The sequence below is a fragment of the Mesorhizobium sp. RCAM 05099 genome (assembly GCF_059683685.1).
The window spans coordinates 1,082,549-1,108,175 of record NZ_CM185035.1 but is presented as its reverse complement, the minus strand read 5'-3'; the positions used below and the strand labels follow the sequence as shown (position 1 = coordinate 1,108,175).

Sequence of the window (25,627 nt, the reverse complement as noted above, 5' to 3'; positions counted from 1 at the left end):
AGTGCCCGCCTCAGGCCTGACGCCGTACCGCCTCCGGGTTCTTGCGCGCCGCCAGGAATTCCTTCACCCGCCGGCCGGGTGCGGGACCATGCACCGGCTTGAAGCCGTCATCCAGTTGGCCGGAAAGATCGAGCGTCGGGCGATTGCCGACGGCGTCGTAGTTCTCCTCCAGCCAGTCGCTGGCGGCGGTGCGGCCGAGATCGCGCAGATAGACCAGGAACGCCCATTCGGCATTGACCTTCGACGACGCCGACAAATCCTTGAACGCCTCGTCGGCATCGATGCGATGCATGCGGATGTCACGGTATTCGCCATGCGGCAAACGGTCAGCGGCGATCAGTTCCTTGACGAAGGCGATCGAGCGGAATTCGCGCAGCAGCCCGGCGTTGAAGGTGATCTCGTCGATGCGGTTCTGGATTTCGTTGGCGCTCCTTGGCGTTCCTTCCCGCACCACCGGGTTGATCTGCACCAGGAGCACGTCCTCGGTCGCTGCCGTCTTGAAGAACGGGAACAACGCCGGATTGCCGCCATAGCCGCCGTCCCAATAGGGTACGCCCTTGATCTCGACGGCGCGGAACAATTGCGGCAGGCAGGCCGAAGCCATCACCGTGTCGAGGTCGATCTCGCCATCGGAAAAGACACGCAACTGCCCGGTTTCGACATTGGTCGCGGAGATGAACAATTCCATCGAATTGCAGGCGCGCACATTGGCGAAATCGATCTCCTGCTGAACCACGTCGCGCAGCGGGTTGAGGCCGAGCGGGTTGGCGACATAGGGCGAGAACACCCGTGACATGGTGTCGAAGAAAGCATAGCCCGGCGTGTTCTCGATCGACCAGTTGCCCCAGGCGACATCCCACGGCATGCGCTGCACCGGGCTGAACCGGCCCTTCGCGGCCACCGCGCGCCAGAAATCCTCGAGCTTCTGCCGCGCCCCGTCGACCCCGCCGCGCACGAAGCCATCGGCCAGCGCCACCGCGTTCATCGCGCCGGCGCTGGTGCCGGACACCGCTGATATCTCCAGCCTGCCATCTTCCAGCAGCCGGTCGAGCACGCCCCAGGAAAAGGCGCCGTGCGAGCCGCCGCCCTGAAGCGCGATGTTGATTTTCTTCTTCTCCTCCGCCTTGCCGTTTTTCGTCATGGCGTCGTCCTTGATCTGTCGAACTGGCTTGTTTCGGGTTTGTCGGTTCTGTTTGGCCGGCCCTGTGGGTAGCTGGGAAAATGTCCGGACTTATGCGGCCGTCCAGCCGCCATCGACCGAGAGATGTGTGCCGTTGACCTGCGCCGCCGCGTCCGAGCACAGGAACACCGCCGCCGCTGCGATCTGCTCGACCGTGACGAATTCCTTGGTTGGTTGCTTGTCCAGCATGACCTCGCGAATGACGGTCTCGCGATCCATCTTGTTGGCCTTCATCTGGTCGGGAATCTGAGCCTCGACCAGCGGCGTCAGCACATAGCCCGGGCAGATGGCATTGCAGGTGATTTTCTCACGCGCGAGCTCGAGCGCGACGGTCTTGGTCAGTCCCATGATGCCGTGCTTGGCCGAGACGTAGGCCGATTTGAACGGCGAGGCGACCAGGCCGTGCGCCGAGGCGATGTTGACGATCCGGCCGCCGCCGGCCTTCTTCATCAGCGGGATGGCGGCGGCGATGGTGTGGAATGCCGACGACAGGTTGATGGCGATGATGGCGTCCCATTTCTCGATCGGGAACTCTTCCACCGGCGCGACATGCTGGATGCCTGCATTGTTGACGAGAATGTCGACCGAACCAAATGTCTCGGCCGCCTTGGCGACAAGCGCCCGGCATTCGGCCGGTTTCGACATGTCGGCCTTGATGTAGGCTGTCTTTACCTTGTGCTGTTTGGCGATCGCATCGGCGATGGCGTGGTCGGCGGCTGTGTCGGAGAAGGAGTTGACGACGACATCATGGCCCTCGGCCGCCAGCGCCTGGGCTATGGCCAGGCCAATGCCCGATGTGGAGCCGGTGACGACGGCGGTTTTTCTGATGGCCAAGGGCGGAATCCTCTGGTTGCGGCACGAACAGGCCTATGTTGCACTGCAACATATATGCCTTGATCGGCGCAAGAACAGCGGTTCCGTTGCGAGAGGACATGAAATTTTCGTCATGCAAAGAGGCTGCCCGCCGCCGCGAGACGGCCAGCAACGCTGCGCTCGCCGAATCCCGGCCGGCACTCCCGCGAAAGGGCGAGTAACGTTGGCCTCGGGCCGCAACATGGCCTCAGGCGACGAGGTCCGGCACCGGCCCGACATAGCGCGACTGCGGACGGATGAGCCGTCCGGTCGTCTGCTGCTCGCGCGCATGGGCGATCCAGCCGGCGACACGCCCGGCGGCGAAGACGTTGCTGAACGCTTGCCTGGGGAAGCCGGCGGCCTCCAGCAGCAGCGCGGTGTAGAATTCGACATTGGTCTGCAGCGAACGCGACGGCTTGGCGACGCGCAGGACATCGAGCGCCGCTTGCTCCACCCTTTCCGCGAAGGCCAGCCGGCGACCGGTTTCGCCCTCGCTGCCGAGTTTGCGCACCACCGCCTTCAGCACGTCGGCACGCGGGTCGCGCACCCGGTAGATACGGTGGCCGAACCCCATGATGCGCTCGCCATGCGCGATCTCGTGGCGCAGCCAGCCGGCGGCGTCGCCATGCGCCTCGATTGCATCCAGCATCTCGATGACCGGACCCGGCGCGCCGCCATGCAGCGGACCCTTGAGCGCGCCGAGACCCGCCAATACCGCCGACGTCAGGCCCGCCTTGGTCGAGGCGACGACGCGGGTCGCAAAGGTCGAGGCGTTGAGGCCGTGGTCGCAGACAGTTACCAGATAGGTGTCGAGCGCCTTCGCCAGCGCTGGCGAGGCGACGGTGCCATTGAGCATGCTCAACATATCGCCGGCATGGTCGGCCGCCTTGTCCGGCGCGAATGGCTCCTCGCCACGCTGCAGGCGCAGCAAGGCCGGCGTCAGCACCGCTGGCGCCGCGATCAGCCTCAGGGCGTCGGCCAAGGTCTCGCCGTCCGGCAGCAAGGCAATGCCGGCGCGCATCGCGCTGTAGACGTCGAGCGATGCCAGCAACGGCAGCGAGGGCAAAAGCCGCTCAAACACCTCGACGCGCGCCTGGCCGATCCTCTGCGCCAGTTCCGCATCGCCGGGAAGGTCTTCGAAGAAACGGTCCAGCAACAGCCGAACCACCTGGACATAGTTCCAGCGGCCGGCCAGTTCCGGCAGCGAATGACCGCGGATGGTCAGATGGCCGCCAAGACCGTCCACGTCGGAAAGGACGGTTTCCGCCGCCACCACGTCATCGAGCCCATTTGCCATCGCCTGTCTCCTTGAACCGTTTCCACATCGCAGATAAGGGTAGTCAACATGGTCATCAATCTTGATCAATAGAATCAATATCCAGGAGGATTCGACCCTGTCGGAGTGGCTGTCTCGGGAAGAAGCGCTTGAACGCCTCAATGTGCGGGCACAGACGCTCTATGCCTATGTCAGCCGTGGGCGCATCGGCATGCGGCCCGACCGCGCCGATCCGCGCCGCAGCCAGTATCGCGCCGACGATATCGCCGCCCTGGCGACCCGCCGGGCACGCGGACGCAGCCCGTCGGCCATCGCCGAAAGCGCCATCGCGTGGGGCGAGCCGTCGATCGCCACCTCGATCTCGACCGTTTGGCACGGTCGCCTCATCTATCGTGGCCGGGATGCCGTCGCGCTCTCAGGGCACGCCACGCTGGAGGAAACCGCCGCCGTCCTGTGGGAGCTGTCAGAGCCGGCGGTTTTCGCTTCCCCGCCGCCCGACGCGCCGCATCGGGGCGGCAGGGCGGCCGCCTTCGCGCAGCTTGCCTTGGCTGCCGCACAGGGGCGTCCGTCGCTTGGGCGCGGCGCCACCTCGCTGCATGCCGATGCCGCGCAGGCGGTCGGCGTTCTGGCCAGCGCCTTCGGCGCGCCGGCGGGACCGGATCCGGTCCATCGGCGGTTGGCGCAAGGCTGGTCCGTGGATGCTGGCGGCGCGGAAGCGATCCGCCGCACGCTTGTCCTGCTCGCCGATCATGAGCTGAACGCGTCGACTTTCGCCGCCCGTGTCGCCGCTTCCACCGGCGCGCCGCTGGCCGCTTGCCTGCTCGCGGGGTTCGCGACGCTATCGGGCCCGCGCCATGGCGGCGCCAGCGAAGCGGTGATGCAATTGGCCGAGGATGCGGCGCGGCATGGCGCCGATGCGGCGATCCGGCGCTGGCTCAGCCACGACCGGCCGCTGCCGGGGTTCGGCCATCCGCTCTATCCCGACGGCGATCCCCGGGCCGTCGCCCTGCTGGCGGCTATTGATGCCGACGAGACACTGCGATCCCTGGAAAACGCCGCCTTTGTCGCGACCGGCGCCCGCCCCAACATTGACCTTGCCCTGGCCGCGCTGACGCGCGGCCTTGGCTTGCCGCGCGATGCACCGTTCCGCCTGTTCGCGCTCGGACGCAGCGTCGGCTGGGCCGCGCACACGGTCGAACAGATAACAAGCGGAGGCGCCATCAGGCCGCGCGGTCGTTATCAGGGATTGCTGCCCTGATGCATGCCACCCAAAAGTGCACAGCGCGGTTTTGGGACACCGCATACAAAAAACAAAGGCTAAAGGCGCGCCGACTGAACTCGTTTCAGCGCCACGCGCTCAAGGCTCACGGCAATCCGACGCGCCGCTGCCTATTGGATCTTTCGATCCGGATGTCTCACGACATGGTGTCGAGCTTGCGCTGCATGGCCGCGATCTGGTCCTTCAGTTCCTGAAGGTCATCGGGCTTTTCCGGCGTTTCCTTCCTGGCCGGCTCGGGCGTCGGCGCGGCGGCGGCACCGGGACCCACGGGCGGGAACGGCGTGAACAGACGCATGGCATTCTGGAACATTTCCATGTTGCGGCGTGTCTGCTCTTCCAGCGCCTTGATGGGCGTGGTGATCTTCATCATGTCCAGCGGCGACTTGCCGAGCGCGCCCTTCATCTGCTCGCGAAACCGTTCCTGCTCCTTGGAGAAGGCCAGCATGGACTGTTCGAGAAAGCTCGGCACGATCATCTGCATCTGGTCGCCATAGTAAGCGATCAACTGGCGCAGAAACGGGATCGGCAGCATGTTCTGCCCATCCTTGTTCTCCAGCTCGAAGATGATCTGGGTCAGCACCGGATGCGTGATGTCGTCACCGGTCTTGGCGTCCTGGACGGTGAACTCCTCGCCCTTCTTGACCATCTCGGCGAGGTCCTCAAGCGTCACATAAGTGCTGGTGCCGGTGTTGTAGAGGCGGCGATTGGCGTATTTCTTGATGATGATCGGATCGTCTTTCGCGGCCATCTGCATCCTCCCCGGGACACCGGCACGCGCTGAGTAAGCCGCCGGTAACGATTGTGCCTTTTTCGAGGATATGCGCAAAAGCCTCATAATTCCAAGCAGTTTGTGCAGTGCGGGATCATATAATGCTGCATAGCAGGCAAAATATGCTGCGCAGCAATGCAGGGACCGCCGCCGTGGCGACATGCGGCCTGGTTGCGGCGCGTGGGCGCCATGTCCATTTTCAGGTTTGACTTGGATCATGGAAAGGGCAAGAAAAGTCCCCCAACAATGCCCAAAAACACGACAGCTCGAAGTCTGGAGAAGAACATGTCCTCTGCCAATTCCATCGTTGTCGCCAGTGCCGCACGCACGGCCGTCGGCTCCTTCAATGGTGCCTTCGCCGCTACCCCGGCGCATGAACTCGGTGCTGTCGTCGTCAGGGAACTCTTGTCGCGTGCCGGTGTCGAAGCCGCCGAGGTCGACGAGGTTATCCTCGGCCAAGTGCTGACCGCCGCCCAGGGCCAAAACCCGGCCCGCCAGGCTTCGATCATTGCCGGCCTGCCCAAGGAAACCACCGCCTGGGGCCTCAACCAGGTTTGCGGCTCGGGCCTGCGCGCCATTGCTCTGGGCATGCAGCAGATCGCCACCGGCGACGCCAAGGTGATCGTCGCCGGCGGCCAGGAATCGATGTCGCTGTCGCCGCACGCGGAACACCTGCGCGCCGGCGTCAAGATGGGCGACTACAAGATGATCGACACCATGATCAAGGACGGGCTGTGGGATGCCTTCAACGGCTATCACATGGGCAACACCGCCGAAAACGTCGCCCGCCAGTTCCAGATCACCCGCGACGACCAGGACCAGTTCGCGCTGGCCTCCCAGAACAAGGCCGAGGCCGCACAGAAGGCCGGCAAGTTCAAGGACGAGATCGTCGCCTTCACCATCAAGGGCAAGAAGGGCGACACCATCGTCGACCAGGACGAATACATCCGCCACGGCGCCACGATCGACGCCATGACCAAGTTGAAGCCGGCTTTCGACAAGGACGGCACGGTGACTGCCGCCAACGCTTCCGGCATCAATGACGGCGCCGCCGGCGCGCTGCTGATGACCGAGGCGGAAGCCGCAAGGCGCGGCATCACGCCGCTGGCGCGCATCGCCTCCTGGGCGACCGCCGGCGTCGATCCGGCGATCATGGGCACCGGACCCATTCCGGCTTCGCGCAAGGCGCTGGCCAAGGCCGGCTGGTCGGCCGGCGATCTCGACCTGATCGAGGCCAACGAGGCTTTTGCCGCCCAGGCCTGCGCCGTCAACAAGGACATGGGCTGGGATCCTTCGATCGTCAACGTCAATGGCGGCGCCATCGCCATCGGCCATCCGATCGGCGCTTCGGGTGCCCGCATCTTCAACACGCTGGTCTATGAGATGCGCCGCCGTGGCGCCAAGAAAGGCCTCGCCACCCTATGCATCGGCGGCGGCATGGGCGTCGCCATGTGCGTGGAAGCGCTCTGACGAGAGCACTGGACGGGCGGCGAATGCATGTCGCCCAAAAGTGCGCAGCGGTTTTGGGAAGACGACATGAATGAAAACAGACAGCTAAAGCGCGTCGCCTGAATTTACTTCAGGTGACGCGTTTTGGCCGCCCGGTCCATATCCAGTGCCTGCCAAGCCCGACAACAGGGCGATATCAAAAAGGGGAAACGCATGAGCAAGGTTGCAATCGTTACGGGCGGGTCGCGCGGCATTGGCGCGACGATCTCGATCGCATTGAAGAACGCCGGCTATTCGGTTGCGGCGAACTACGCCGGCAACGACGACGCGGCGGCGAAATTCAAGGCCGAGACCGGCATTCCGGTCTACAGATGGTCGGTCGCCGACTACGACGCCTGTGCCACCGGCATCAAACAGGTCGAAGCCGATCTCGGCCCGATCTCGGTGCTGGTCAACAATGCCGGCATCACCCGCGATGCCATGTTCCACAAGATCACGCGCGAACAGTGGAAAGAGGTCATCGACACCAACCTGTCGGGCGTCTTCAACATGACGCATCCGCTGTGGAGCGGCATGCGCGACCGTAAGTTCGGCCGCGTCATCACCATCTCGTCGATCAACGGCCAGAAGGGTCAGGCCGGCCAGGTCAACTATTCCGCCGCCAAGGCCGGCGACATCGGCTTTTCGAAGGCGCTTGCACAGGAAGGCGCTCGAGCCGGCATCACCGTCAATGTCATCTGCCCCGGTTACATCGCCACCGAGATGGTCAAGGCAATCGACGAGAAGGTGCTCAACGAGCGCATCATCCCGCAGATCCCGGTCGGCCGCCTCGGCGAGCCGGAAGAGATTGCGCGCTGCGTCGTCTTCCTCGCTTCCGACGATGCCGGCTTCATCACCGGCTCTACCATCTCAGCCAATGGCGGCCAGTACTTCGCCTGAAACCCGGACAACGGCCTCATACAGGCAATCGCACTGCGACAGGCGGATCGGGAACCGGTCCGTTTTTAAGGCAGCCCGGCTGCCGTGAAGGCCCCGCTGCGGGGCGATGATCCAATCCGGCACGCAAAGGTTAACGGCGGTGACACCTCTTGTGCGAAACTCGTCCGCAAACCTGTGGATTCTCGGTGGATAACCTGTTTACAACACAAGATATTGTGGTGAACAAAACAGGAATATTCCGCGATCGCTGATTCGTCGCCGATTCGTTCCGGCTTTGAGCGGAACGTTAACGATAGCGGCCGGAATCGCCTGCCGGATCCTTAACGCGAATTAAGAAAGACCAACAATTTCATTATCTTGGATGAGGCGAACCAGAACGTTGCAGTCGTTCACCGGCAAAGTTAACGACAGGGCTCACCCTGCATGAAACGGGCCAGTTCGGCGATTCAGCATGTGGTAAGAGTCGCGGTCGCAAAGTCCACATATAGCCGTGAACAAAACCTGAATCTGGATGAGTCACTGATTCGTCGCCGATTCGTTCCAGACTCGTTCCAACTGTTAATCCGCGGCCGGTTGAGAGCTTGACAGGACCGCCTTCGGGCCCTCGCCGGAACATTCCGCTTTCGCTTCGCGCCTTAAATCCCTATGTGTCGGCTGTCATACGCGCCACTCGAGGCACGCTCCCGACAACGAGAGGCCAGAAAGCCTTATTTCCAGGTCGATGAACATCCAGCCGAAACACACTGAGCCGCTGATCTTGTCGGGACGCGACGTGACCGCCGTGCTTGGGCCGACCAACACCGGCAAGACCCATCTCGCCATCGAGCGCATGGTGGCGCACGAGAGCGGTATCATCGGCCTGCCGCTCAGGCTGCTCGCGCGGGAAGTTTACGCACGCGTCTGCGAAAAGGTCGGCGCTCACAAGGTCGCGCTGATCACCGGCGAGGAAAAGATCCAGCCGGCCGGCGCCAGATACTCGGTCTGCACCGTCGAAGCGATGCCGCGCGAGACCGACGCCGCCTTCGTCGCCATCGACGAAGTACAGCTTGCCGGCGACCTCGAGCGCGGCCACATCTTCACCGACCGCATCCTGCATCTGCGCGGCCGCCAGGAGACGCTGCTGCTGGGCGCGGCCACCATGCAGGGCATCCTTCAGCGCCTGCTGAAGGGCGTCTCGGTGGTGACGCGGCCAAGGCTGTCGCATCTTGCCTATGCCGGCTCGAAGAAGCTGACGCGCCTGCCGCGCCGCACGGCGATCGTCGCCTTCTCCGCCGACGAGGTCTACGCCATCGCCGAGCTGATCCGCCGTCAGCAAGGTGGTGCCGCCGTCGTGCTCGGGGCGCTTAGCCCGCGCACCCGCAACGCGCAGGTGGAGCTGTTCCAGTCCGGCGATGTCGACTATCTCATCGCCACCGACGCCATTGGCATGGGTCTCAACCTCGATCTCGATCACGTCGCCTTTGCCCAGAACCGCAAGTTCGACGGTTTCCAATATCGAAACCTGTCGGCGGCCGAGCTCGGCCAGATCGCCGGCCGCGCCGGCCGGCATCTGCGCGACGGCACCTTTGGCGTCACCGGCCAGGTCGATCCGCTGGACGAGGATCTGGTCAAGAAGATCGAAGGCCATGATTTCGACCCGGTGAAGGTACTGCAGTGGCGTACCGCGCATTTCGACTTCGCCAGCCTCGATACGTTGAAGCGCTCGATCGAGACCAACGCCCCGGTCGAAGGCCTGACCCGCGCGCTGCCGGCGGTCGATGCCCAGGCGCTTGAATATCTGTCGCGCGACGAGGACATCCGCGCCCTCGCCACCGATGCCAAACGCGTGGCGCTGCTGTGGGAAGCCTGTGCCCTGCCCGATTACCGCAAGATCGCGCCGGCCCAGCATGCCGACCTGATCGCCTCCATCTATATGGACCTCGCCCGGCATGGCCATGTCGACGAGAATTACATGGCTGAGCAGGTGCGCCGCGCCGACACCACCGAGGGCGACATCGACACGCTGTCGCATCGCATCGCCCAGATCCGCACCTGGACATTCGTGTCGAACCGGCCCGGCTGGCTGGCCGATCAGGCACACTGGCAGGAAAAGACGCGCGAAATCGAAGACAGATTGTCGGATGCGCTGCATGAGCGGTTGACGAAACGCTTCGTAGACCGCAGGACTTCCGTCCTCATGCGGCGCCTTAGAGAAAATACCATGCCTGAAGCCGAAATAAGCCCAACCGGAACCGTCCTTGTCGAAGGCCATCATGTCGGCGAGTTGCAAGGGTTCCGCTTCACCGCCGACCAGAGCGCCGGCGGCGAGGACGCCAAGGCGGTACGCACCGCCGCCCAGAAGGCGCTGGCCGCCGAATTCGAGGCGCGTGCCGAACGCTTCGGCGCTTGCGCCAATGGCGATATCGCGCTCGGCTCGGATGGCACGCTGCGCTGGATCGGCGCGCCGATCGGCACGCTGGTCGCTGGCGAAGACGCGCTGAAGCCCCGCCTAGTGCTGCTGGCCGACGAACAACTGACCGGCCCGGCGCGCGACAAGGTCGCGGCGCGTGCCGAGCGTTTCGTCAATTTCCAGATCGAAACGCTGCTGAAGCCGCTGGTCGACCTGAAGAACGCCGACCAGATTTCCGGCATAGGCCGTGGCATTGCTTTCCAGCTTGTCGAGAATTTTGGCCTTATAAACCGCCGCGACATCGCCGAGGAGATGAAGTCGCTCGACCAGGAGGGCCGTGCCGCGCTTCGCCGGCTTGGCGTGCGCTTCGGCGCCTATCATGTCTTCGTGCCGGCGCTGATCAAGCCGGCACCGGCCGGACTAGTGACGCTGCTGTGGGCGCTGAAGAATGACGGCAAGGACAAGCCCGGCTTTGGCGACGTGGTCCATGCGCTCGCTTCCGGCCGCACCTCGGTGGTTATCGACCCGACCTTCGACAAGACGTTCTACAAGCTCGCCGGCTACCGCAATCTCGGCCGCCGCGCCGTGCGCATCGACATTCTGGAGCGGCTGGCGGACCTGATCCGTCCGGCGACCAACTGGAAACCCGGTCTCGGCCAGCGGCCGGACGGTGCGTATGACGGCCAGTCCTTCATGGTGACGCCGCCGATGATGTCGATCCTCGGCGCCACCGCCGACGACATGGAAGAAATCCTGAAAGGCCTCGGCTATCGCGCCGAGCCGAAGCCGCCGGCCGAAGTGAAGGCCCGGCTCGAAGCGCAGGACAACGCCGCGCGCGAGGCGGCGGCGGCGAAGCTGGCGGCGGAAGAGACAGCACGCGCGGAGCAGGCCAAGGCAGCGGAAGACGCGGCGGCGCATGCCGCCGCCGAAACGCCAGCCGAAGGTTCAGAGCCGGCATCGGACGCGGTAGACGTTTCAGAAACGGCAACTGAAATTGCAGCCGAAATCACCGTGGACGCTGCGGCGGAACCTGCCGTGGAAGAACAGCCGGGCGCTCAGGTCGAAACGGTGCAAGACGACGCGCCCGCAGCCTTGGCCGCGGCCGAAACCGCCGAACCCGCGCCGGTTGAACCGCAGGCAGAGCCTGAGGCCGCCGAGATTGAAGCCGCACCGGTGGCAGAAGCCGCACCGGCCGGGCTGGCGTCGGATGCTGCGCCTGCGACGGACGCGGCGGAGCCCGCGGTGGCGGAGGCCACGGACGGCGAACCCGCACCAGAAGCGGAAGCTCCGAAGCCCATCCTGTTGTGGCGTCAGGGCCGTTTCGATCAGCGGCCGCGCCATCGCGAAGACAACCGCAGGAACAATCGCCCGCGCAACGGACAAGCCGCGCGCGGCCGAAGCGATGCCCCGGCCGATGCCGGAGGCACGCAGGCTGCAGCCACGCCTGGAGAGCGTCCTGCCCATGAAGGCCGGCGCGACGGCGCCGGCAAGCCGCGCTTCGACCGCTCGAAGTTCAAACCCAAGCCGCAGGGCGAAGGCGAACAGCGGCGTGAAGGCCGGCCGCAAGGCGAGCGTCCAGACCGCCGCGAAGGCCGGCCCGACTGGAAGGGCGGCAGGCCGGAAGGCAAGGGTGGTCCGCAAGGCGGAAAGCCCGCCTTCCAGCCAAAGCCGCGCGAAGAGCGCCCGGCGCGCTTCGATCCGGACTCGCCCTTTGCCAAGCTCGCCGCGTTGCGCGATCAGTTGAAGAAGTAGGCTCGGCGCGCTTCGATGGTTGCCCCGACCGCCGCGAGAGACCGCCAGCGCATCGACAAATGGCTGTTCTTCTCGCGCGCCGTGAAATCGCGCTCGCTGGCGGCGAAACTGGTGGTCGCCGGCCGCGTGCGCATCAATCGCGACAAAGCAGCGCAGGCCTCCGATCTGGTCAAGCCTGGCGACGTCCTGACCATCACGCTCGAACGGCGCATCTTCATCTGGAAGGTGCTCGGCGCCGGTGCGCGGCGCGGCCCTGCCGAGGAAGCCCGCACCCTCTACGAGGATATGTCGCCACCGCCGGCGCAAAAGGGTGAAGCCATTCCCGACGCTATGCCGGCACTGCGAGAGGCCGGTAGCGGCCGCCCGACCAAGAAGGAACGCCGCCAGACCGACCACTTGCTCGGCGACGACTGATGCATGCCGGCCCATGGCGCGCAGCGGTTTTGGGCCAACGACATGCACAAAACAAACCCCGGAACCGGCAAACAGGACACTCCGCCGGGCATGTCGGGCCTCGGCCGCGCCGGCCGTCTGGAATTTCATTCCGAAAACCCTGGCGCCACTGGCGACCGCCGCCCTTGCAAGCGGCGGGCAAAGGCGTTACCTGACGGAAAAAGCCCAACAAAAATGGGACGTCCCGGAGCCGACCGATGACCTATGTCGTGACCGACAATTGCATCAAATGCAAATATATGGACTGCATCGAAGTCTGTCCGGTCGACTGTTTCTACGAAGGCGAGAACATGCTCGTCATCCATCCTGACGAGTGCATCGACTGCGGCGTCTGCGAGCCGGAATGTCCGGCAGACGCGATCAAGCCCGACACCGAGCCCGGCCTCGACAAATGGCTGCAGATCAACACCGAATATGCCGAGAAATGGCCTAACATCACCGCCAAGAAGGAGCCGCCAGCCGACGCCAAATCGTTCGACGGCGAGGCCGGCAAGTTCGAGAAATACTTCTCGGCCGAGCCGGGCGAAGGTGATTGACAACACCGCCGTAAAGAGCGGTATTACGCAACGTAACAGGGACGACACATTGACCGCCTTGACAGGCGGCGATTGCGTGTGGCCTTCGCTTACGCAGCAAAACCTTGATTCTTCCGACTTTTTGTGCTACATCAGCAAAACATGCCGGTGACACAACGTCGATTGATGGCGCAGACGCCCCAAATCACTGAAAGGTGAAAATCCCATTCCGGACCAGAGCGATCTGGGCCAGGCGGTCGCAATCTCTGCGGTTTGCCGGTCCCGGCTTTTCCGGTGGGTTCGTCTGTTGTGCGGCTAACGATCGGTTTCCCCGATCGCGCGAGTTCGGGCCGGCAGGACGCCGGCGCCACAACAAGGAGTTCAGGGCGTAATGGCAACGATCACCCCGCAGAAGAAGTCCACCGCTGCGCGTCACGGTTTCAAGACCGGCGAGTACATCGTCTATCCGGCGCATGGCGTCGGCCAGATCGTCTCGATCGACGAGCAGGAAGTTGCTGGACACAAGCTGGAACTGTTTGTCATCGACTTCCAGAAGGACAAGATGCGCCTGAAGGTGCCGGTCGCCAAGGCGACCTCCATCGGCATGCGCAAGCTGTCGGAAGAGGATTATGTCGAGCGCGCGCTGAAGGTCGTGCAGGGCCGCGCCCGCGTCAAGCGCACCATGTGGTCGCGCCGCGCCCAGGAATATGATGCGAAGATCAATTCCGGCGACCTGATCTCGATCTCGGAAGTTGTGCGCGACCTCTACCGCGCCGACAACCAGCCGGAGCAGTCCTATTCCGAACGCCAGCTTTACGAGGCGGCGCTCGACCGCATGGCCCGCGAGATCGCGGCCGTCAACCGCATGTCGGAAACCGAAGCCGTGCGCCTGATCGAGGTTAACCTCAACAAGGGCCCTAAGCGCGGTGCCAAGGCCGACAATGAGGAAGCCGAGCAGGAAGAAGCTGCCTGAGCTTTTCCGCCCTTGAGTTCATGAAAAACCCGGCCTCGCGCCGGGTTTTTTGTTTTTCTTGGGAAGTCGAGGTGAAAGCCGCGCCTATGCCTCGCCGCCACCTTCCTTCTCCGCCTCCTGCTTCAGCGTCGCGATGAAACGCCTGGTGCGCTGGTGCTCGGGATTGCCGAACAGCACGGCGGCCGGCCCCTTCTCGACGATGACGCCGGCATCGAGAAACACTACTTCCTGCGCGATCTTGGAGGCGAGGCGCAGATCATGCGTCGCCATCACCATGGTCGTTCCTTCGCTGGCAAGCTTGCCAAGCACGTCGACCACCTCTTGCGCCAGCTCCGGGTCGAGCGCCGAGGTCGGCTCGTCGCACAGCAGCACTTTCGGCGATGGCGCCAGCGCCCCGGCGATCGCCACGCGTTGCTGCTGGCCGCCCGACAGCGTCGCCGGCCAGGCGTCGGCCTTGTGCGCCATGCCGACCTTTTCCAGCAGGGCGAGCGCCCGCTCGCGTGCCCTCTCGGGTGGCCATTTCAGCACCGTCACCAGCCCTTCCATGACATTCTCTATCGCGGTGCGATGCGGGAACAGTTGGAAGTTCTGGAACACCATGCCGGTCTGCAGGCGCAGTCGCTGGATGTCCTTTGCCGCGACCTTGCCACCGGGGCGGAACTCAAGCATCTCATCGCCGATGCGCACCGTGCCCGAGGTCGGGATCTCCAGCAGGTTGATGCAGCGCAGCAGCGTGCTCTTGCCGCCGCCCGAAGGGCCGACCAGCGCGGTGACGCTGCCCTCGGCGATGGTGACCGTCACCCCCTTCAGCACGAGATTGTCGCCGAAGCGCTTTTCGATGTTGGTGAGGCCGATCATGAGCGCGCCTCCAGGAAGCCGCCATAGCGGTTGAGTCGGGTCTCCAGCCGCGTCTGCAAGGCCGACAGCACCGAGCTCAGCGCCAGGTAGAGGATCGCCGCTTCGACATAGAGGATCAGCGGCTCGTAGGTGGTGGCGACGATGCGCTGCGCCGCCTGGAACATCTCCGGCACGGTGATGGCGGCGGCCAGCGACGTGTCCTTGACCAGTGAGATGAAGGTGTTGGAGAGCGGCGGCACCGCGACCCGGCCGGCCTGCGGCAGGATGGTGCGCCGCATCGCCTGGCTCCATGTCATGCCGATCGAATAGGCGGCTTCCCACTGGCCCTTCGGCACCGAGCCGATGGCGGCGCGAATGATTTCCGACGTGTAGGCGCCGATGTTGAGCGTGAAGCCGATCAACGCCGCCGGAAAGGCATCAAGCAGGATACCGGCCGAGGGCAGGCCGTAGAAGATCAGGAACAGTTGCACCAGGAGCGGCGTGCCACGGAAGATCCAGACGTAGAAGCGCACAAGCGCGACCAGCGGCTTCGGGCCGAACAGCCGGGCAAGTGCCGCGCCCAGGCCGACAGTCAGACCAAGAGCGAAGGAAAGCAGTGTCAACGGCACGGTGAAAATCAGCGCCGCCCACAAAAGCGAAGGCAGCGACTCCAGCATCAGTTGCAGCCAGTGCGGCACGAAAGGCCCCTCCTTGCGATTGCCGTTCCAGGCGAGACGGCTTCATCGAAGCGCGAACAAACACGCCATATCACGCGAAAGGCGGCGGGCCGTCAAAAGACGGTCCGCCGCCAGGCATCCTTGCATGGGCCGGCAACCGGCCCGCCTCGTGAAACTACTTCGAGACGTCCTGACCGAAATAGGTGTCGGCGATTTTCTTGTAGGTGCCGTCGGCCTTGATGTCGGCCAGCGCCTTGTTGATGGCGGCGACCAGCTCCGGATCGCCCTTGCGCACGATGACGCCGGAATAGTCGGCGTTTTCTTCCTGCGCGGCGATCTTCACATTGGCGTCCGGCTTGTGCTTCTTGAAGTCGAGGAACGACAGGCTGTCATTGATGGTGGCGTCTGCGCGGCCGGTCAAAAGCAGCTGGATCGACTGGTCGAACCCATCGGTGCCGACGAGCTCTGCGCCGTTCGTCTCGGCCAGCTTGCCGAAGTTCGAGGTCAATGACTGCGCCGACTTCTTGCCCTTGAGATCGGCGAAGGTCTTGATGTCGGTGTTGTCGCCACGCACGATCAGCACCGCCTTGGAGGCAATATAGGGATCGGAGAAGTCATACTTGGCCTTGCGGGCGTCGGTGATGCCGACTTCGTTGATGACGGCGTCATAGCGATTGGCGTCGAGCCCGGCTATCAGCCCGTCCCACTTGCCTTCGAGGAACTCCACCTTGACGCCGAGCTTCTCGCCGATCGCCTTGGCGATCTCGACGTCGAAGCCGACCAGCGCGCCGGCTGCATCATGATAGGTGAACGGTGCGTAGGTGCCTTCCGTGCCGACCTTGATGACCCCGGCCTGCTTGATCTGGTCGAGATTGGCGCCGGCATGGCCAGCGGTGACGGCCAGAACCTGCAGCGTTCCGGCGACGATAAGCGACTTGAGCCATTTCATTTTTCTGTGATCCCGTCCTTGGCCTGATATCCGGCATGTTGTGAGCGCTGGAAACTGACAGATGCAAGACGAAAAAATAAGGAACAGGATTTCAAAAACAATGGGTTTCTGAAACCAGATTCTCTAGATGGCCGTTTCCAGCGGCGATTGACGCCCTTGTCGGTCAGCGCCGACGCCTCTCAGGCACCACGATCCGCCTCGCAACAGCCACGGAACCATTCCCGCGCATGGCACGTTCTGGGTTTCTAGGGCACGACGCCGCCATTTCAACCCGGCGCCTGGCCAAACTTGCAAGTCATCCGTATCGCCTGAGCCAGGGAGCGCCTCATGATGGAAGACACAGCAGGACGGATCATGGTCCGCGCGGCAATGAAGGCGCCCTATCTCGAACGTGACGAGGAACATCGGCTCGCATTGCGCTGGAAGGAAGACAACGACCAGAACGCGCTGCACAGCATCACCGTTGCCCATATGCGGCTGGTCATTTCCATGGCTTCCAAATTCCGCCACTACGGTCTGCCGCTTGGCGATCTGATCCAGGAGGGTCATGTCGGGCTGCTCGAAGCGGCGGCTCGCTTCGAGCCGGAGCGCGAAGTGCGGTTCTCGACCTACGCTACCTGGTGGATCCGCGCCTCGATGCAGGACTACATCCTGCGCAACTGGTCGATCGTGCGTGGCGGCACCAGCTCGGCGCAGAAGGCGTTGTTCTTCAATCTGCGGCGCCTGCGTGCCCGTCTGGCGAATGGTGCCGAACCGCTGTCCAATGCGACGCTGTACCGGGAAGTGTCGGCCGCGCTCGGCGTCTCCGAAGCCGATGTCGCCATGATGGATTCACGGCTGTCGGCGCCCGACTCCTCGCTCAACATGCCGCTGGCCGACGATGCGGGTGCCACCGAGCGCATGGATTTCCTGGTCTCGGACGATCCGCTGCCCGACGAGGTCGCCGGCGACACGATCGATGTCGAGCGCCGTTTGGTCTGGCTCAGAGCAGCGCTTGGCGCGCTCAACGCGCGCGAACTGAGGATCATCGAGGAGCGCCGGCTGAGTGAAGAGGGGGCGACGCTCGAGGCGCTCGGCGAGACGCTCGGCATTTCCAAGGAGCGCGTCCGCCAGATCGAAGCCCGTGCCATGGAAAAGCTCAAGGTCGCGCTGGTGAAGCAGAACCCGGAATTTCTGGCGACTGCCGCTTGAGGCCGTGCGGGCGCATCGGCGCCCGCGCCAGCTTGCAACGAACGCTTACTTGTCAGTGACGATCTTGACCTTGTCGCCGGCCGAAACCGCGGCGCCCGGCGACAGCGCATTGAGCACGCGGAACAGGTCGAGCTTGCGGTCGACGCCGACCATCTGGGCCGAAAGCGAACCCATCGTCTGTCCCGGCTGGACCGTGACGACGCGGATATGCAGCGGCTTCAACGCCGCCTTTTCGGCAGCACTGAGGATACGGAACGACCCGCTCACCGAACGCGCCACGGTGTCCAGCGATGTGCTGGCCGAGGGTGCCGCGGTCAGCAGCCGATAGACCTGGCCGCCGGCACGGATCACCGCGATGTCGAACTGCCAGCCTTCGGCGCCGGCATGCGCGGTAGCCGCCTCGTTGCCGTTGATCGTTTCCTGCTTGACGCTGCTGTCGTCGAGACCGGCCACCCAGCCGCTGCGGATATAGTCGGTCAGCGCGCGGTTCTTGTCGATCGAGACGCCATCGAAGCGGATCGCGATGTCGCCCGGCCCGGTTGCCGTCACCGCGGCCGCCGAATTGTCGATAATGAAGCCCTCGGGTACCGAAAAGGACACGCCGAGGCCCGGATGCAGGAAGGTCTCGCCGCGCACATAGCCTTCTTCGGGTGTGTCGCCATAGAGCAGGCCGTCTATGCCGGCGAGGAAGGAATCGCGGTCGCGGGTGCCAAAGCCGGGCGCGCCGAACTGGCGGGCGTGGCGCTGCGCCAGATCGATGCGCTGCGGCGTGTTGGGATGCGTCGCCAGGAAGTCGAGGCTGGCATCGGTGGCACCGCTGATCGAGCGGAAGTCGGTATAGGCCGACATCGACTGCAGGAAGCGGCCGGCGGCGAAAGGATCGTAACCGGCTTCGCCGATCGACTTGATGCCGATGGCGTCGGCCTCCAGCTCCTGGTTGCGCGAGAACTGCGCGAGTCTCAGCTTGCCGCGGATCAGCGCCGCTTTGGCGGTCGGGCTGTCGCCGAGCACGTCCGAGACGACCTTGGTCGCGAGGCCTTCCTCGGCCTCCAGCTGCTGGCGCTGCAAGCCGTGGTTGGCGGTGACGTGGCCCATCTCATGCGCGATGACCGCCGCAAGCTCGGCCGAATCATTGGCCAGCGCCAGCAGGCCACGGGTGATGTAGAGATAGCCGCCCGGCAACGCGAAAGCGTTGACGTTGGGCGAATTCAGGATGGTGATGCGATAGGTCTGCGTCGGATTGGCCGACACCACGGTCAAGTTGCCGACCACCTTGGCGACCATGCGCTCGAGCTTGGGGTCGGAATATTCGCCGCCATAGGTGGCCAGGATGCGCGGATGCTGCGCCTTGGCCAGTTCGGCAAGCTTGTTGTTGGCGCCGACATTGTCGACGGTGATCGGCCTGTCGGACGGCTGGAAGCCGGATTCCTGCACTTCCGGAGGCGTGAACATCTGGCAGCTTGCCAGCGCCACGGCAAAGCCGGCCAGTGCCAAAAAGCGCGCCAGCGGATTCATTCGTAATCTGTTAATGCCGATCGCCAGAACGGCTTCCTTTCAGGTCCCGGCGCATGACCACGAAAATCGGGGGCGATCTTCGGAACGTGTCACGCGCAAAAAACAAACTGCTACAGTATCCGTCGTGCGTCCTTCCGGACGGCGGCGAATGCTGTAGGCAAATCACGGCCAGTGCCGGACCAGTAGCGCGGACCTAGCCACACTACCCCAGTCATGGCAAGCAAGCGCCGCATCGCCTGAATCCGGTTTGGCCGTAAATTATGTCCGCTTCCGGGCAACATCTCGTGATACGGCATCCCTGGCGCTTGCACCGACATAGCGCCGGAACACGTCCGGACCAGCCCCGGCAAAGAAATCTTCCGCCCTGCCGGTCGCCGCCACCACGCCATTGTCCAGGAACACCACGTGCTGACCGATACGGCGGGCATCTTCGGGCTGGTGCGTGACGAACAGCACCGTCATGCCGCGTTCGGCGTGCACAGCGGCGATGAGGTCGAGCATGTCGTCGCGCAAGGCCGGCCCGAGCGAAGCGAAGGGTTCGTCGAGCAGGAGCACCGGACGATCGCGCACCAGCACGCGAGCCAGTGCGACGCGCTGGCGTTCACCCCCGGAGAGTTCGCGCGGCAGGCGTCTTTCCTTACCGGCAAGGCCGGTGCGCTCCAACGCCTCGGCGATGGCGGTCTGATCAGCCTCGGTCAGCCGCAGGGACGGCGAACGGCCGAGCCCGACATTCTGCTCGACGGAAAGATGGGCGAAAAGGTTGTTTTCCTGGAACACCATCGACACCGGCCGCGCCGAAGGCGGCTCGGCACTGACATCGGCGCCGCCGATCAGCACGCGGCCGGACTGCGGCATCTCGAACCCTGCGATCAGATTGAGCAGCGTCGACTTGCCGGAACCGCTCGGCCCCATGATGGCGGTGATTTTCGCCGTGGCGAAATCGACATCGAAGAAGAGCGGCGCTTCGCCATAGCTGAACGACACCTTGTCCAGCCGCACCGAAGCGCCTTTTTCAAGCCCGCTAGCCGCCCCGTCAGGCATCCCGGATCTTCTCCCTTCCCAGCCAGTGCGCCGCCATGATCAATGCGAGGCAGACGAGGCCGAGCAGCAGCGCCAGGCCGGCGGCGTCCTCGGTGCGGTAGCTGCCCATGCGCGCCAGGAGAAGGTAGGGCAATGTCTGCACGGAATCACTGCCGAACAGCGCGATGACGCCGAGATCGCCGAGCGACAGCGCCATGGCAAAAGCGAAAGCAGTCGCGAGCGGCCGCCGCAGCGACGGCCAGTCGACCAGAATGAGCCGGTTCCAGCCCGCAATGCCGAGCTGGTCACAGAGCCGTTCGTGGCGCTCGCTTGCCGCATCATAGGCGGGACGGACAGCGCGCAGCGCGAACGGCATTGCCATCACGGCGTTGACGGTGACGACCATGACCGGGGCGATGGCGAAGACATCGCCGACATGACGCAGCAACAGGAACCAGCCGGCGCCGATGACGACCGGCGGCACGACGAGGACGAAACCGGCGCCCGTATCGGTGGCATGTTCGAGCAGCGTCCTTGCGCCGGCGCGGCGAGCCAGCGCCAGCGCACGGCGTGCGATGGTCAGCGCCAGCGACAGCATCACCGAAAGCAGGGCTGACAGGAAGGCGAGCACCACACTGGTCAGCGTCGCCTGTCGCACCGCGGCCTCACCGGCCAGCCGGCCGAGATCGGCGCCAAGCCCGGCCATCACCGTCGCCGCCATCGGTCCGACAACGAACACCAGCGCAAGCACGATCAGCACGACGTTCAGCGAGGTCTCGGTCCCACTGACGGAAAGATAGCGGCGCGGCGCGACCGGCAGGCTGGTGTCGCCGACAGCGCTGGCACCGAGCCGCGTCAGTGCCAGCGCCGCGACAAAGGTCAACGCGATCTGCAGCAATGTCAGCGTGATGGCCCGCGCGGGATCGAAGTCGAAGCGCAGCGCCTGATAGATGCCGACTTCGAGTGTCGTCGCGGCCGGGCCGCCGCCAAGCGTCAGCACGATCGTGAAGGATGTGATGCAGAGCATGAAGACAAGCCCGGCAACCCCTGGCACGGATGCCCGCAGCGTCGGCCACTCGATCAGCCGGTATGCCGGCCGGGCTCCCATGCCGAGCTGGCTCGCCAGCCGCCATTGGTCGGCCGGGATGGTCTGTAGCGCCTCGAGGAACAGCCTTGTCGCCAGCGGCAGGTTGAAGAAGACATGCGCCACGAGAATGCCGGACAGGCCATAGATGCCCGGCCAGGTTCCACCACCGATCATCGTGAGCGCGCCGGCGAAATAGCCGGCGCGGCCATAGAGAGCGAGGATGCCGAGAGCCGCGACGATGGCCGGCAGCGCCAACGGCACGGCGAAAAGCTGCAGGATGAAGGCGCGGCCTAGGAAACGTGGATGGCGCGACAGGGCGCGCGCCACGAACAGTGCCGGGCCGACGGAAAGCAGCGTCGAAAGTGCCGCCTGCCACAGCGTGAAGCGCACGATACGCAGGAGGTAGGGATCGAAGGCTGCCCATGCGCCAGAAAAGTCATGGGCGCCTTCGAAAAGCAGGCCGGCAAACGCGCCGCCAATCAGCAGCGCGATCGCGGCAAGCGCGACAATGCCGACGGTGATGCGGGGATCGGTCGGATGGCGCGTATGCATGTCGCGCTACCCAACGCCGCAACGGGTGCTGATCGAAGTAAATTCTTGGCTCGGCTCGAGTTCCCACCCACCCCCCTCTGTCCTTCCGGACATCTCCCCCGCAAGGGGGGAGATTGCGCGTTCCACCGCCTGGGCCAATCTGCGAAGTGACAGGAATGAGCGAGGCGAAAGAGCTGCCAATCTCCCTCCTTGCGGGGGAGATGGCCGGCAGGCCAGAGGGGGGTGGCTTGGCATAAACATCCGACGCGGTTTGAACCCTATTTGCTCATCACCGCCAGCCATTCATCGACCCAGGCCTTGCGGTTGGCCGCGACCTCCTCCGGGCTGAACAGCAAGGTCTTGGTCGGCTTGACCAGTTTGTCGAAGGCCGGGTTGAGCGGCTTGTCGGTCTTGCCGGCGGGGAACATCCAGTTGGTCTCGGGGATGGCGTCCTGGAATTTCGGTCCGGTCATGAAGGTCATGAACTTTTCCGCCAGCGGATTTTTCGCGCCTGTCGTGGTGATGCCGGCAACCTCGATCTGCAGGTACTCGCCCTCCTCGAAGGACGCCGCCTGGTAGCGCTCGGTGTTCTCGGCGACCATATGGTAGGCCGGCGAGGTGGTGTAGGACAGCACCATTGGCGCCTCGCCCTTGGTGAACAGGCCATAGGCTTCGCTCCAGCCCGGCGTCACGGTCAGCACCTTCGCCTTGAGCTTGGCCCAGGCTTCCGGCGCCTTGTCGCCATAGACCGACTTCACCCACAACAGCAGGCCGAGGCCCGGCGTCGAGGTGCGCGGATCCTGGATGACGATCTTGTCGTCGGCGCTGCCCTCGACCAGGTCCTTCAGGCTCTTGGGCGGTGTCTTAAGCTTCTCGGTGTCGTAGACGACGGCGAAATAGCCATAGTCGAACGGCACGAAGGTGTCGTCGCTCCAGCCGCCCGGCACGTTGATGTCCGCCACCGCGCCATGCGGCGCGAACAGGCCGGTGGCCTTGGCATCGGCGGTTAGATTGGTGTCGAGGCCAAGCACGATATCGGCCTTGGTCGATGCCCCTTCCAGCTTGACGCGGTTGAGCAGCGCCACGCCATCGGCGACCGAAACGAAGTCGACATCGCAGCCGCATTCGGCTTCGAATTCCTTCTTCACCACCGGACCGGGCCCCCAGTCGGCGGTGAAGCTCTCATAAGTGTAGATGGTGAGCTTGTCCTTGGCCAAGGCCGGCCCGGATAGCACCACGATCATTGCCGAGACAAGAGAGTATAAAAGCGTGCGCATCGGCGCCTCCTTCGTTCGAATTGAAAGGAATTGAGGCGTCGGACTGTCCGAAACGTCTAATCCCTCCGCCGGTACAAACCGGATCAGGTTCAGCGGGTTGGCGAGACTGCCTCTCAGCCGGTCCGCGAAGATCGCGTCCGGCACCCCGTTAGAGCGTTTCGACACATAGGCCCGGCCGATGAACCGCGCAAGTGGGAGTCTGCCGGCCTTCCGTTTCCGTTGCCGGGCTGGTAAGGGCCACAAGATATGAGCACATTCACCATCCTGCTTGGCGGCGATCTCATCCGCACGCCCCGGCTCGACCGCCAGGTCGAGGGTTCCCGCGTGATCGCCGCCGACGCCGGCATCGGTCATGCGCGGCTGCTCGGCCTTGTCCCGGAACTGTGGGTGGGTGATTTCGATTCGGTGCCGGCCAATCTGCCGGATGCTCTCGCCGCCGTGCCCCGCCGGACCTTTCCGGCGGAGAAGGACAAGACCGACGGCGAACTGGCCATCGCCGCCGCGTTCGAACGCGGCGCGACCAGCCTTGTGCTCGCCGGCGCTTTCGGCGGCAAGCGCGCCGACCACGCCTTCCTGCATATGGCGCTTGGCCTGCGGCTGGCCGAAGCCGGGACCGAGGTGCTTCTGACCAGCGGCGCCCAGGAAGCTGTCCCCCTGCTGTACGGAACGGCTGGCTTCGACTATGCCGACGGCACGCTGTTTTCGGTGCTCGGCTTTTCCGAGCTTGCCGGCCTGACCGTCACGGGCGCCAAATGGCCGCTGAACCACGTGAAGGTGGCGTTCGGCTCGTCGCTGACCATTTCCAACGAGGTCAAGGGCCGCCTCGGAATCGCCCTGGATCATGGCCGCGCGATGCTGCTCGCTCACCCCTATCCATTACCCGAAAGCTGATATGGCCCCGCCCCTTCTCAATCTCGACGGGATAAAACTGACCTTCGGCGGCACGCCGCTGCTCGATGGTGCCACCTTGACGGCTTCCGCCGGCGACAAGATCGCGCTAGTCGGCCGCAACGGTTCTGGCAAGTCGACGCTGCTCAAGATCGCCGCCGGCCTGATCGAGCCGCAGGACGGCGAGGTTTTCCGCCAGCCTTCGGCGACCGTCCGCTATTTGCCGCAGATGCCCGACATGGAGGGTTTCGCGACGGTGCGCGCCTATGTCGAGGCGGGACTTGGTCCTGCCGACGATCCCTACCGCGCCAGTTATTTGATGGAGCATCTCGGTCTCACAGGCGAGGAGCGGCCGAACGATCTTTCCGGCGGTGAGGCCAGGCGCGCGGCCCTTGCCCGCGTCATGGCGCCGGAGCCCGACATCCTGCTGCTTGATGAGCCGACCAATCATCTCGATCTGTCTGTCATCGAATGGCTGGAAGAGGAGCTCGTCCGCACCTCCTCGGCACTGGTCGTCATCTCGCACGACCGCCGCTTCCTCGAGCGCGTATCGCGCGCCACCATCTGGCTCGATCGCGGCCAGACCCGCAGGCTGGACAAGGGTTTCGGCCACTTCGAGGAATGGCGCGACCAGGTGCTGGAAGAGGAAGAACGCGAGCAGCACAAGCTCGGCCGCCAGATCGTGCGCGAAGAACACTGGCTGCGCTATGGCGTGACGGCGCGGCGCAAGCGCAACATGCGCCGGCTTGGCGAGTTGCAGACCATGCGCCAGCGTTTTCGCGGCCATCGCGGCGCCGAAGGCTCGGCCACCATGGTGGCGAGCGACGCCGCCGAGTCCGGCAAGCTGGTGATCGAAGCCAGGAACATCGAGAAGAGTTTTGGCGATCTGACCGTGGTCAAGGGGTTTTCGACCCGCATCCAGCGCGGCGATCGCGTCGGCCTGGTCGGGCCGAACGGCGCCGGCAAGACGACGCTGCTGAAGATGCTGACCGGCGAGATGAAGCCCGATGCAGGTTCCGTGCGGCTCGGCACCAATCTTGAAATCGCCACGCTCGACCAGAAACGCGAGGCGGTCGACCCCCAGGAGACGCTGGCGCAGTACCTCACCGACGGGCGCGGCGAGAACCTCGTCATCAATGGCGAACAGCGCCACGTCGTCTCCTACATGAAGGATTTCCTGTTCAAGCCGGAGCAGGCGCGCACGCCGGTGCGCGAGCTTTCCGGCGGTGAGCGGGCGCGGCTGCTGCTGGCGCGCGTGCTGGCGCGACCGGCAAACCTTCTGGTGCTCGATGAGCCGACCAACGATCTCGACATGGAGACGCTGGAACTGTTGCAGGAACTGGTTGCCGGTTTTGCCGGCACGGTCATCCTGGTCAGCCACGACCGCGATTTTCTCGACCGCACCGTGACCAGCATCATCGCACCCGACGGCGATGGCCGCTGGATCGAATATGCCGGCGGCTATTCCGACATGCTGGCGCAGCGTGGCGGCACCGGGCTCGACGACCGCAAGGCCCGCGCCAAGGCCGAGGCCGGCGATACGCCAGCACAGGCCAAGAGCGAGGCGGCCGCCCCAAAGGGACCGGCGAAGAAGCTGTCTTTCAAGCAGAAATTCGCCCTGGAATCGTTGCCCAAGAAAATCGAGGCGGTGACCGCTTCGATCTCGCGACTGGAAAACAACATCGCCGATCCGGCCTATTACGAGCGCGATCCGGCCTCGTTCCAGAAGACCATCGCCGCCCTCGACAAGGAGCGCGCGACGCTGGCTGCGCTGGAGGAGGAATGGCTGGAGCTGGAGATGCTGCGCGAGGAAATGGAAGGGTAAAGAG

21 protein-coding genes and 1 riboswitch are annotated in these 25,627 nt (G+C 64.4%); of the genes, 10 read left to right on the top strand and 11 right to left on the bottom strand.

What is annotated here, in order from left to right; genetic code table 11:
* Window positions 1–10 precede the first annotated feature (10 nt).
* The 3 genes from AC56QQ_RS05395 to AC56QQ_RS05385 form a co-directional block, all read right to left on the bottom strand.
* On the bottom strand, window positions 11–1,141 hold the full coding sequence (locus AC56QQ_RS05395; protein ID WP_497125838.1) for a patatin-like phospholipase family protein: 1,131 nt from the start codon (window positions 1,139–1,141) through the stop codon (window positions 11–13).
* 90 nt (window positions 1,142–1,231) lie between these two features.
* Window positions 1,232–2,014 (bottom strand): 3-hydroxybutyrate dehydrogenase, encoded by a 783-nt coding sequence (locus tag AC56QQ_RS05390; RefSeq protein WP_497125837.1) that lies wholly within the window; start codon window positions 2,012–2,014, stop codon window positions 1,232–1,234.
* Between the two features lie 226 nt (window positions 2,015–2,240).
* Window positions 2,241–3,329, bottom strand: coding sequence for a citrate synthase/methylcitrate synthase (locus AC56QQ_RS05385; protein WP_497125836.1), 1,089 nt, complete (start codon window positions 3,327–3,329; stop codon window positions 2,241–2,243).
* Window positions 3,330–3,426: 97 nt separating this feature from the next.
* On the opposite strand from AC56QQ_RS05385, the gene AC56QQ_RS05380 reads away from it, so the two are divergent.
* The gene (locus AC56QQ_RS05380) at window positions 3,427–4,566 is read left to right on the top strand and encodes a citrate/2-methylcitrate synthase (protein ID WP_497128887.1); all 1,140 of its coding nucleotides are present in this window, start codon (window positions 3,427–3,429) and stop codon (window positions 4,564–4,566) included.
* 157 nt (window positions 4,567–4,723) lie between these two features.
* Here the strand turns inward: AC56QQ_RS05380 and phaR are convergent, their stop codons facing one another.
* Complete coding sequence (gene phaR, locus AC56QQ_RS05375; RefSeq protein ID WP_489858212.1) at window positions 4,724–5,335, bottom strand: polyhydroxyalkanoate synthesis repressor PhaR; 612 nt, start codon at window positions 5,333–5,335, stop codon at window positions 4,724–4,726.
* Between the two features lie 306 nt (window positions 5,336–5,641).
* On the opposite strand from phaR, the gene AC56QQ_RS05370 reads away from it, so the two are divergent.
* From AC56QQ_RS05370 to AC56QQ_RS05345, 6 genes are all read left to right on the top strand, one after another.
* A complete protein-coding gene (locus AC56QQ_RS05370; RefSeq protein WP_497125835.1) occupies window positions 5,642–6,826 on the top strand; it encodes an acetyl-CoA C-acetyltransferase in 1,185 nt (394 codons plus the stop codon).
* 192 nt (window positions 6,827–7,018) lie between these two features.
* Entirely contained in the window at window positions 7,019–7,744 is a 726-nt protein-coding gene (gene phbB / locus AC56QQ_RS05365) for an acetoacetyl-CoA reductase (RefSeq protein ID WP_497125834.1), read from the top strand.
* A 721-nt stretch (window positions 7,745–8,465) separates the two neighbouring features.
* Entirely contained in the window at window positions 8,466–11,885 is a 3,420-nt protein-coding gene (locus AC56QQ_RS05360) for a helicase-related protein (protein WP_497125833.1), read from the top strand.
* Between the two features lie 15 nt (window positions 11,886–11,900).
* Window positions 11,901–12,299, top strand: a complete 399-nt coding sequence (locus AC56QQ_RS05355) for an RNA-binding S4 domain-containing protein (RefSeq protein WP_497125832.1) — start codon at window positions 11,901–11,903, stop codon at window positions 12,297–12,299.
* Window positions 12,300–12,535: 236 nt separating this feature from the next.
* Window positions 12,536–12,874 carry a ferredoxin FdxA gene (fdxA, locus tag AC56QQ_RS05350; RefSeq protein WP_091578737.1) on the top strand — a complete coding sequence of 113 codons (339 nt, stop codon included), beginning with the start codon at window positions 12,536–12,538 and terminating at the stop codon, window positions 12,872–12,874.
* A gap of 370 nt (window positions 12,875–13,244) precedes the next feature.
* A complete protein-coding gene (locus AC56QQ_RS05345) occupies window positions 13,245–13,826 on the top strand; it encodes a CarD family transcriptional regulator (RefSeq protein ID WP_006327799.1) in 582 nt (193 codons plus the stop codon).
* Between the two features lie 84 nt (window positions 13,827–13,910).
* Here AC56QQ_RS05345 and AC56QQ_RS05340 read toward each other — a convergent pair whose 3' ends face one another.
* From AC56QQ_RS05340 to AC56QQ_RS05330, 3 genes are all read right to left on the bottom strand, one after another.
* A complete protein-coding gene (locus tag AC56QQ_RS05340; RefSeq protein WP_497125831.1) occupies window positions 13,911–14,684 on the bottom strand; it encodes an amino acid ABC transporter ATP-binding protein in 774 nt (257 codons plus the stop codon).
* Entirely contained in the window at window positions 14,681–15,361 is a 681-nt protein-coding gene (locus AC56QQ_RS05335; protein WP_497125830.1) for an amino acid ABC transporter permease, read from the bottom strand. Before AC56QQ_RS05335 ends, AC56QQ_RS05340 begins: the two co-directional genes overlap by 4 nt.
* Before the next feature lie 154 nt (window positions 15,362–15,515).
* On the bottom strand, window positions 15,516–16,289 hold the full coding sequence (locus AC56QQ_RS05330) for an amino acid ABC transporter substrate-binding protein (RefSeq protein ID WP_091578743.1): 774 nt from the start codon (window positions 16,287–16,289) through the stop codon (window positions 15,516–15,518).
* 327 nt (window positions 16,290–16,616) lie between these two features.
* Here AC56QQ_RS05330 and AC56QQ_RS05325 point away from each other — a divergent pair, with 327 nt between their 5' ends.
* Window positions 16,617–17,480 (top strand): RNA polymerase factor sigma-32, encoded by an 864-nt coding sequence (locus AC56QQ_RS05325; RefSeq protein WP_497125829.1) that lies wholly within the window; start codon window positions 16,617–16,619, stop codon window positions 17,478–17,480.
* Window positions 17,481–17,525: 45 nt separating this feature from the next.
* Here the strand turns inward: AC56QQ_RS05325 and AC56QQ_RS05320 are convergent, their stop codons facing one another.
* From AC56QQ_RS05320 to thiB, 4 genes are all read right to left on the bottom strand, one after another.
* Entirely contained in the window at window positions 17,526–18,995 is a 1,470-nt protein-coding gene (locus AC56QQ_RS05320) for a M48 family metalloprotease (RefSeq protein ID WP_489858220.1), read from the bottom strand.
* A 258-nt stretch (window positions 18,996–19,253) separates the two neighbouring features.
* Window positions 19,254–20,036, bottom strand: a complete 783-nt coding sequence (thiQ, locus tag AC56QQ_RS05315; RefSeq protein ID WP_497125828.1) for a thiamine ABC transporter ATP-binding protein — start codon at window positions 20,034–20,036, stop codon at window positions 19,254–19,256.
* Window positions 20,029–21,654 carry a thiamine/thiamine pyrophosphate ABC transporter permease gene (gene thiP, locus AC56QQ_RS05310; protein WP_497125827.1) on the bottom strand — a complete coding sequence of 542 codons (1,626 nt, stop codon included), beginning with the start codon at window positions 21,652–21,654 and terminating at the stop codon, window positions 20,029–20,031. Before thiP ends, thiQ begins: the two co-directional genes overlap by 8 nt.
* A gap of 257 nt (window positions 21,655–21,911) precedes the next feature.
* Window positions 21,912–22,910, bottom strand: a complete 999-nt coding sequence (gene thiB / locus AC56QQ_RS05305) for a thiamine ABC transporter substrate binding subunit (RefSeq protein ID WP_497125826.1) — start codon at window positions 22,908–22,910, stop codon at window positions 21,912–21,914.
* Window positions 22,911–22,953: 43 nt separating this feature from the next.
* Window positions 22,954–23,068: riboswitch (TPP riboswitch) on the bottom strand.
* 88 nt (window positions 23,069–23,156) lie between these two features.
* Here thiB and AC56QQ_RS05300 point away from each other — a divergent pair.
* Window positions 23,157–23,801, top strand: coding sequence for a thiamine diphosphokinase (locus tag AC56QQ_RS05300; RefSeq protein ID WP_489858224.1), 645 nt, complete (start codon window positions 23,157–23,159; stop codon window positions 23,799–23,801).
* Window position 23,802: 1 nt separating this feature from the next.
* Window positions 23,803–25,623 carry an ABC-F family ATP-binding cassette domain-containing protein gene (locus AC56QQ_RS05295; RefSeq protein WP_497125825.1) on the top strand — a complete coding sequence of 607 codons (1,821 nt, stop codon included), beginning with the start codon at window positions 23,803–23,805 and terminating at the stop codon, window positions 25,621–25,623.
* Window positions 25,624–25,627: the final 4 nt, after the last annotated feature.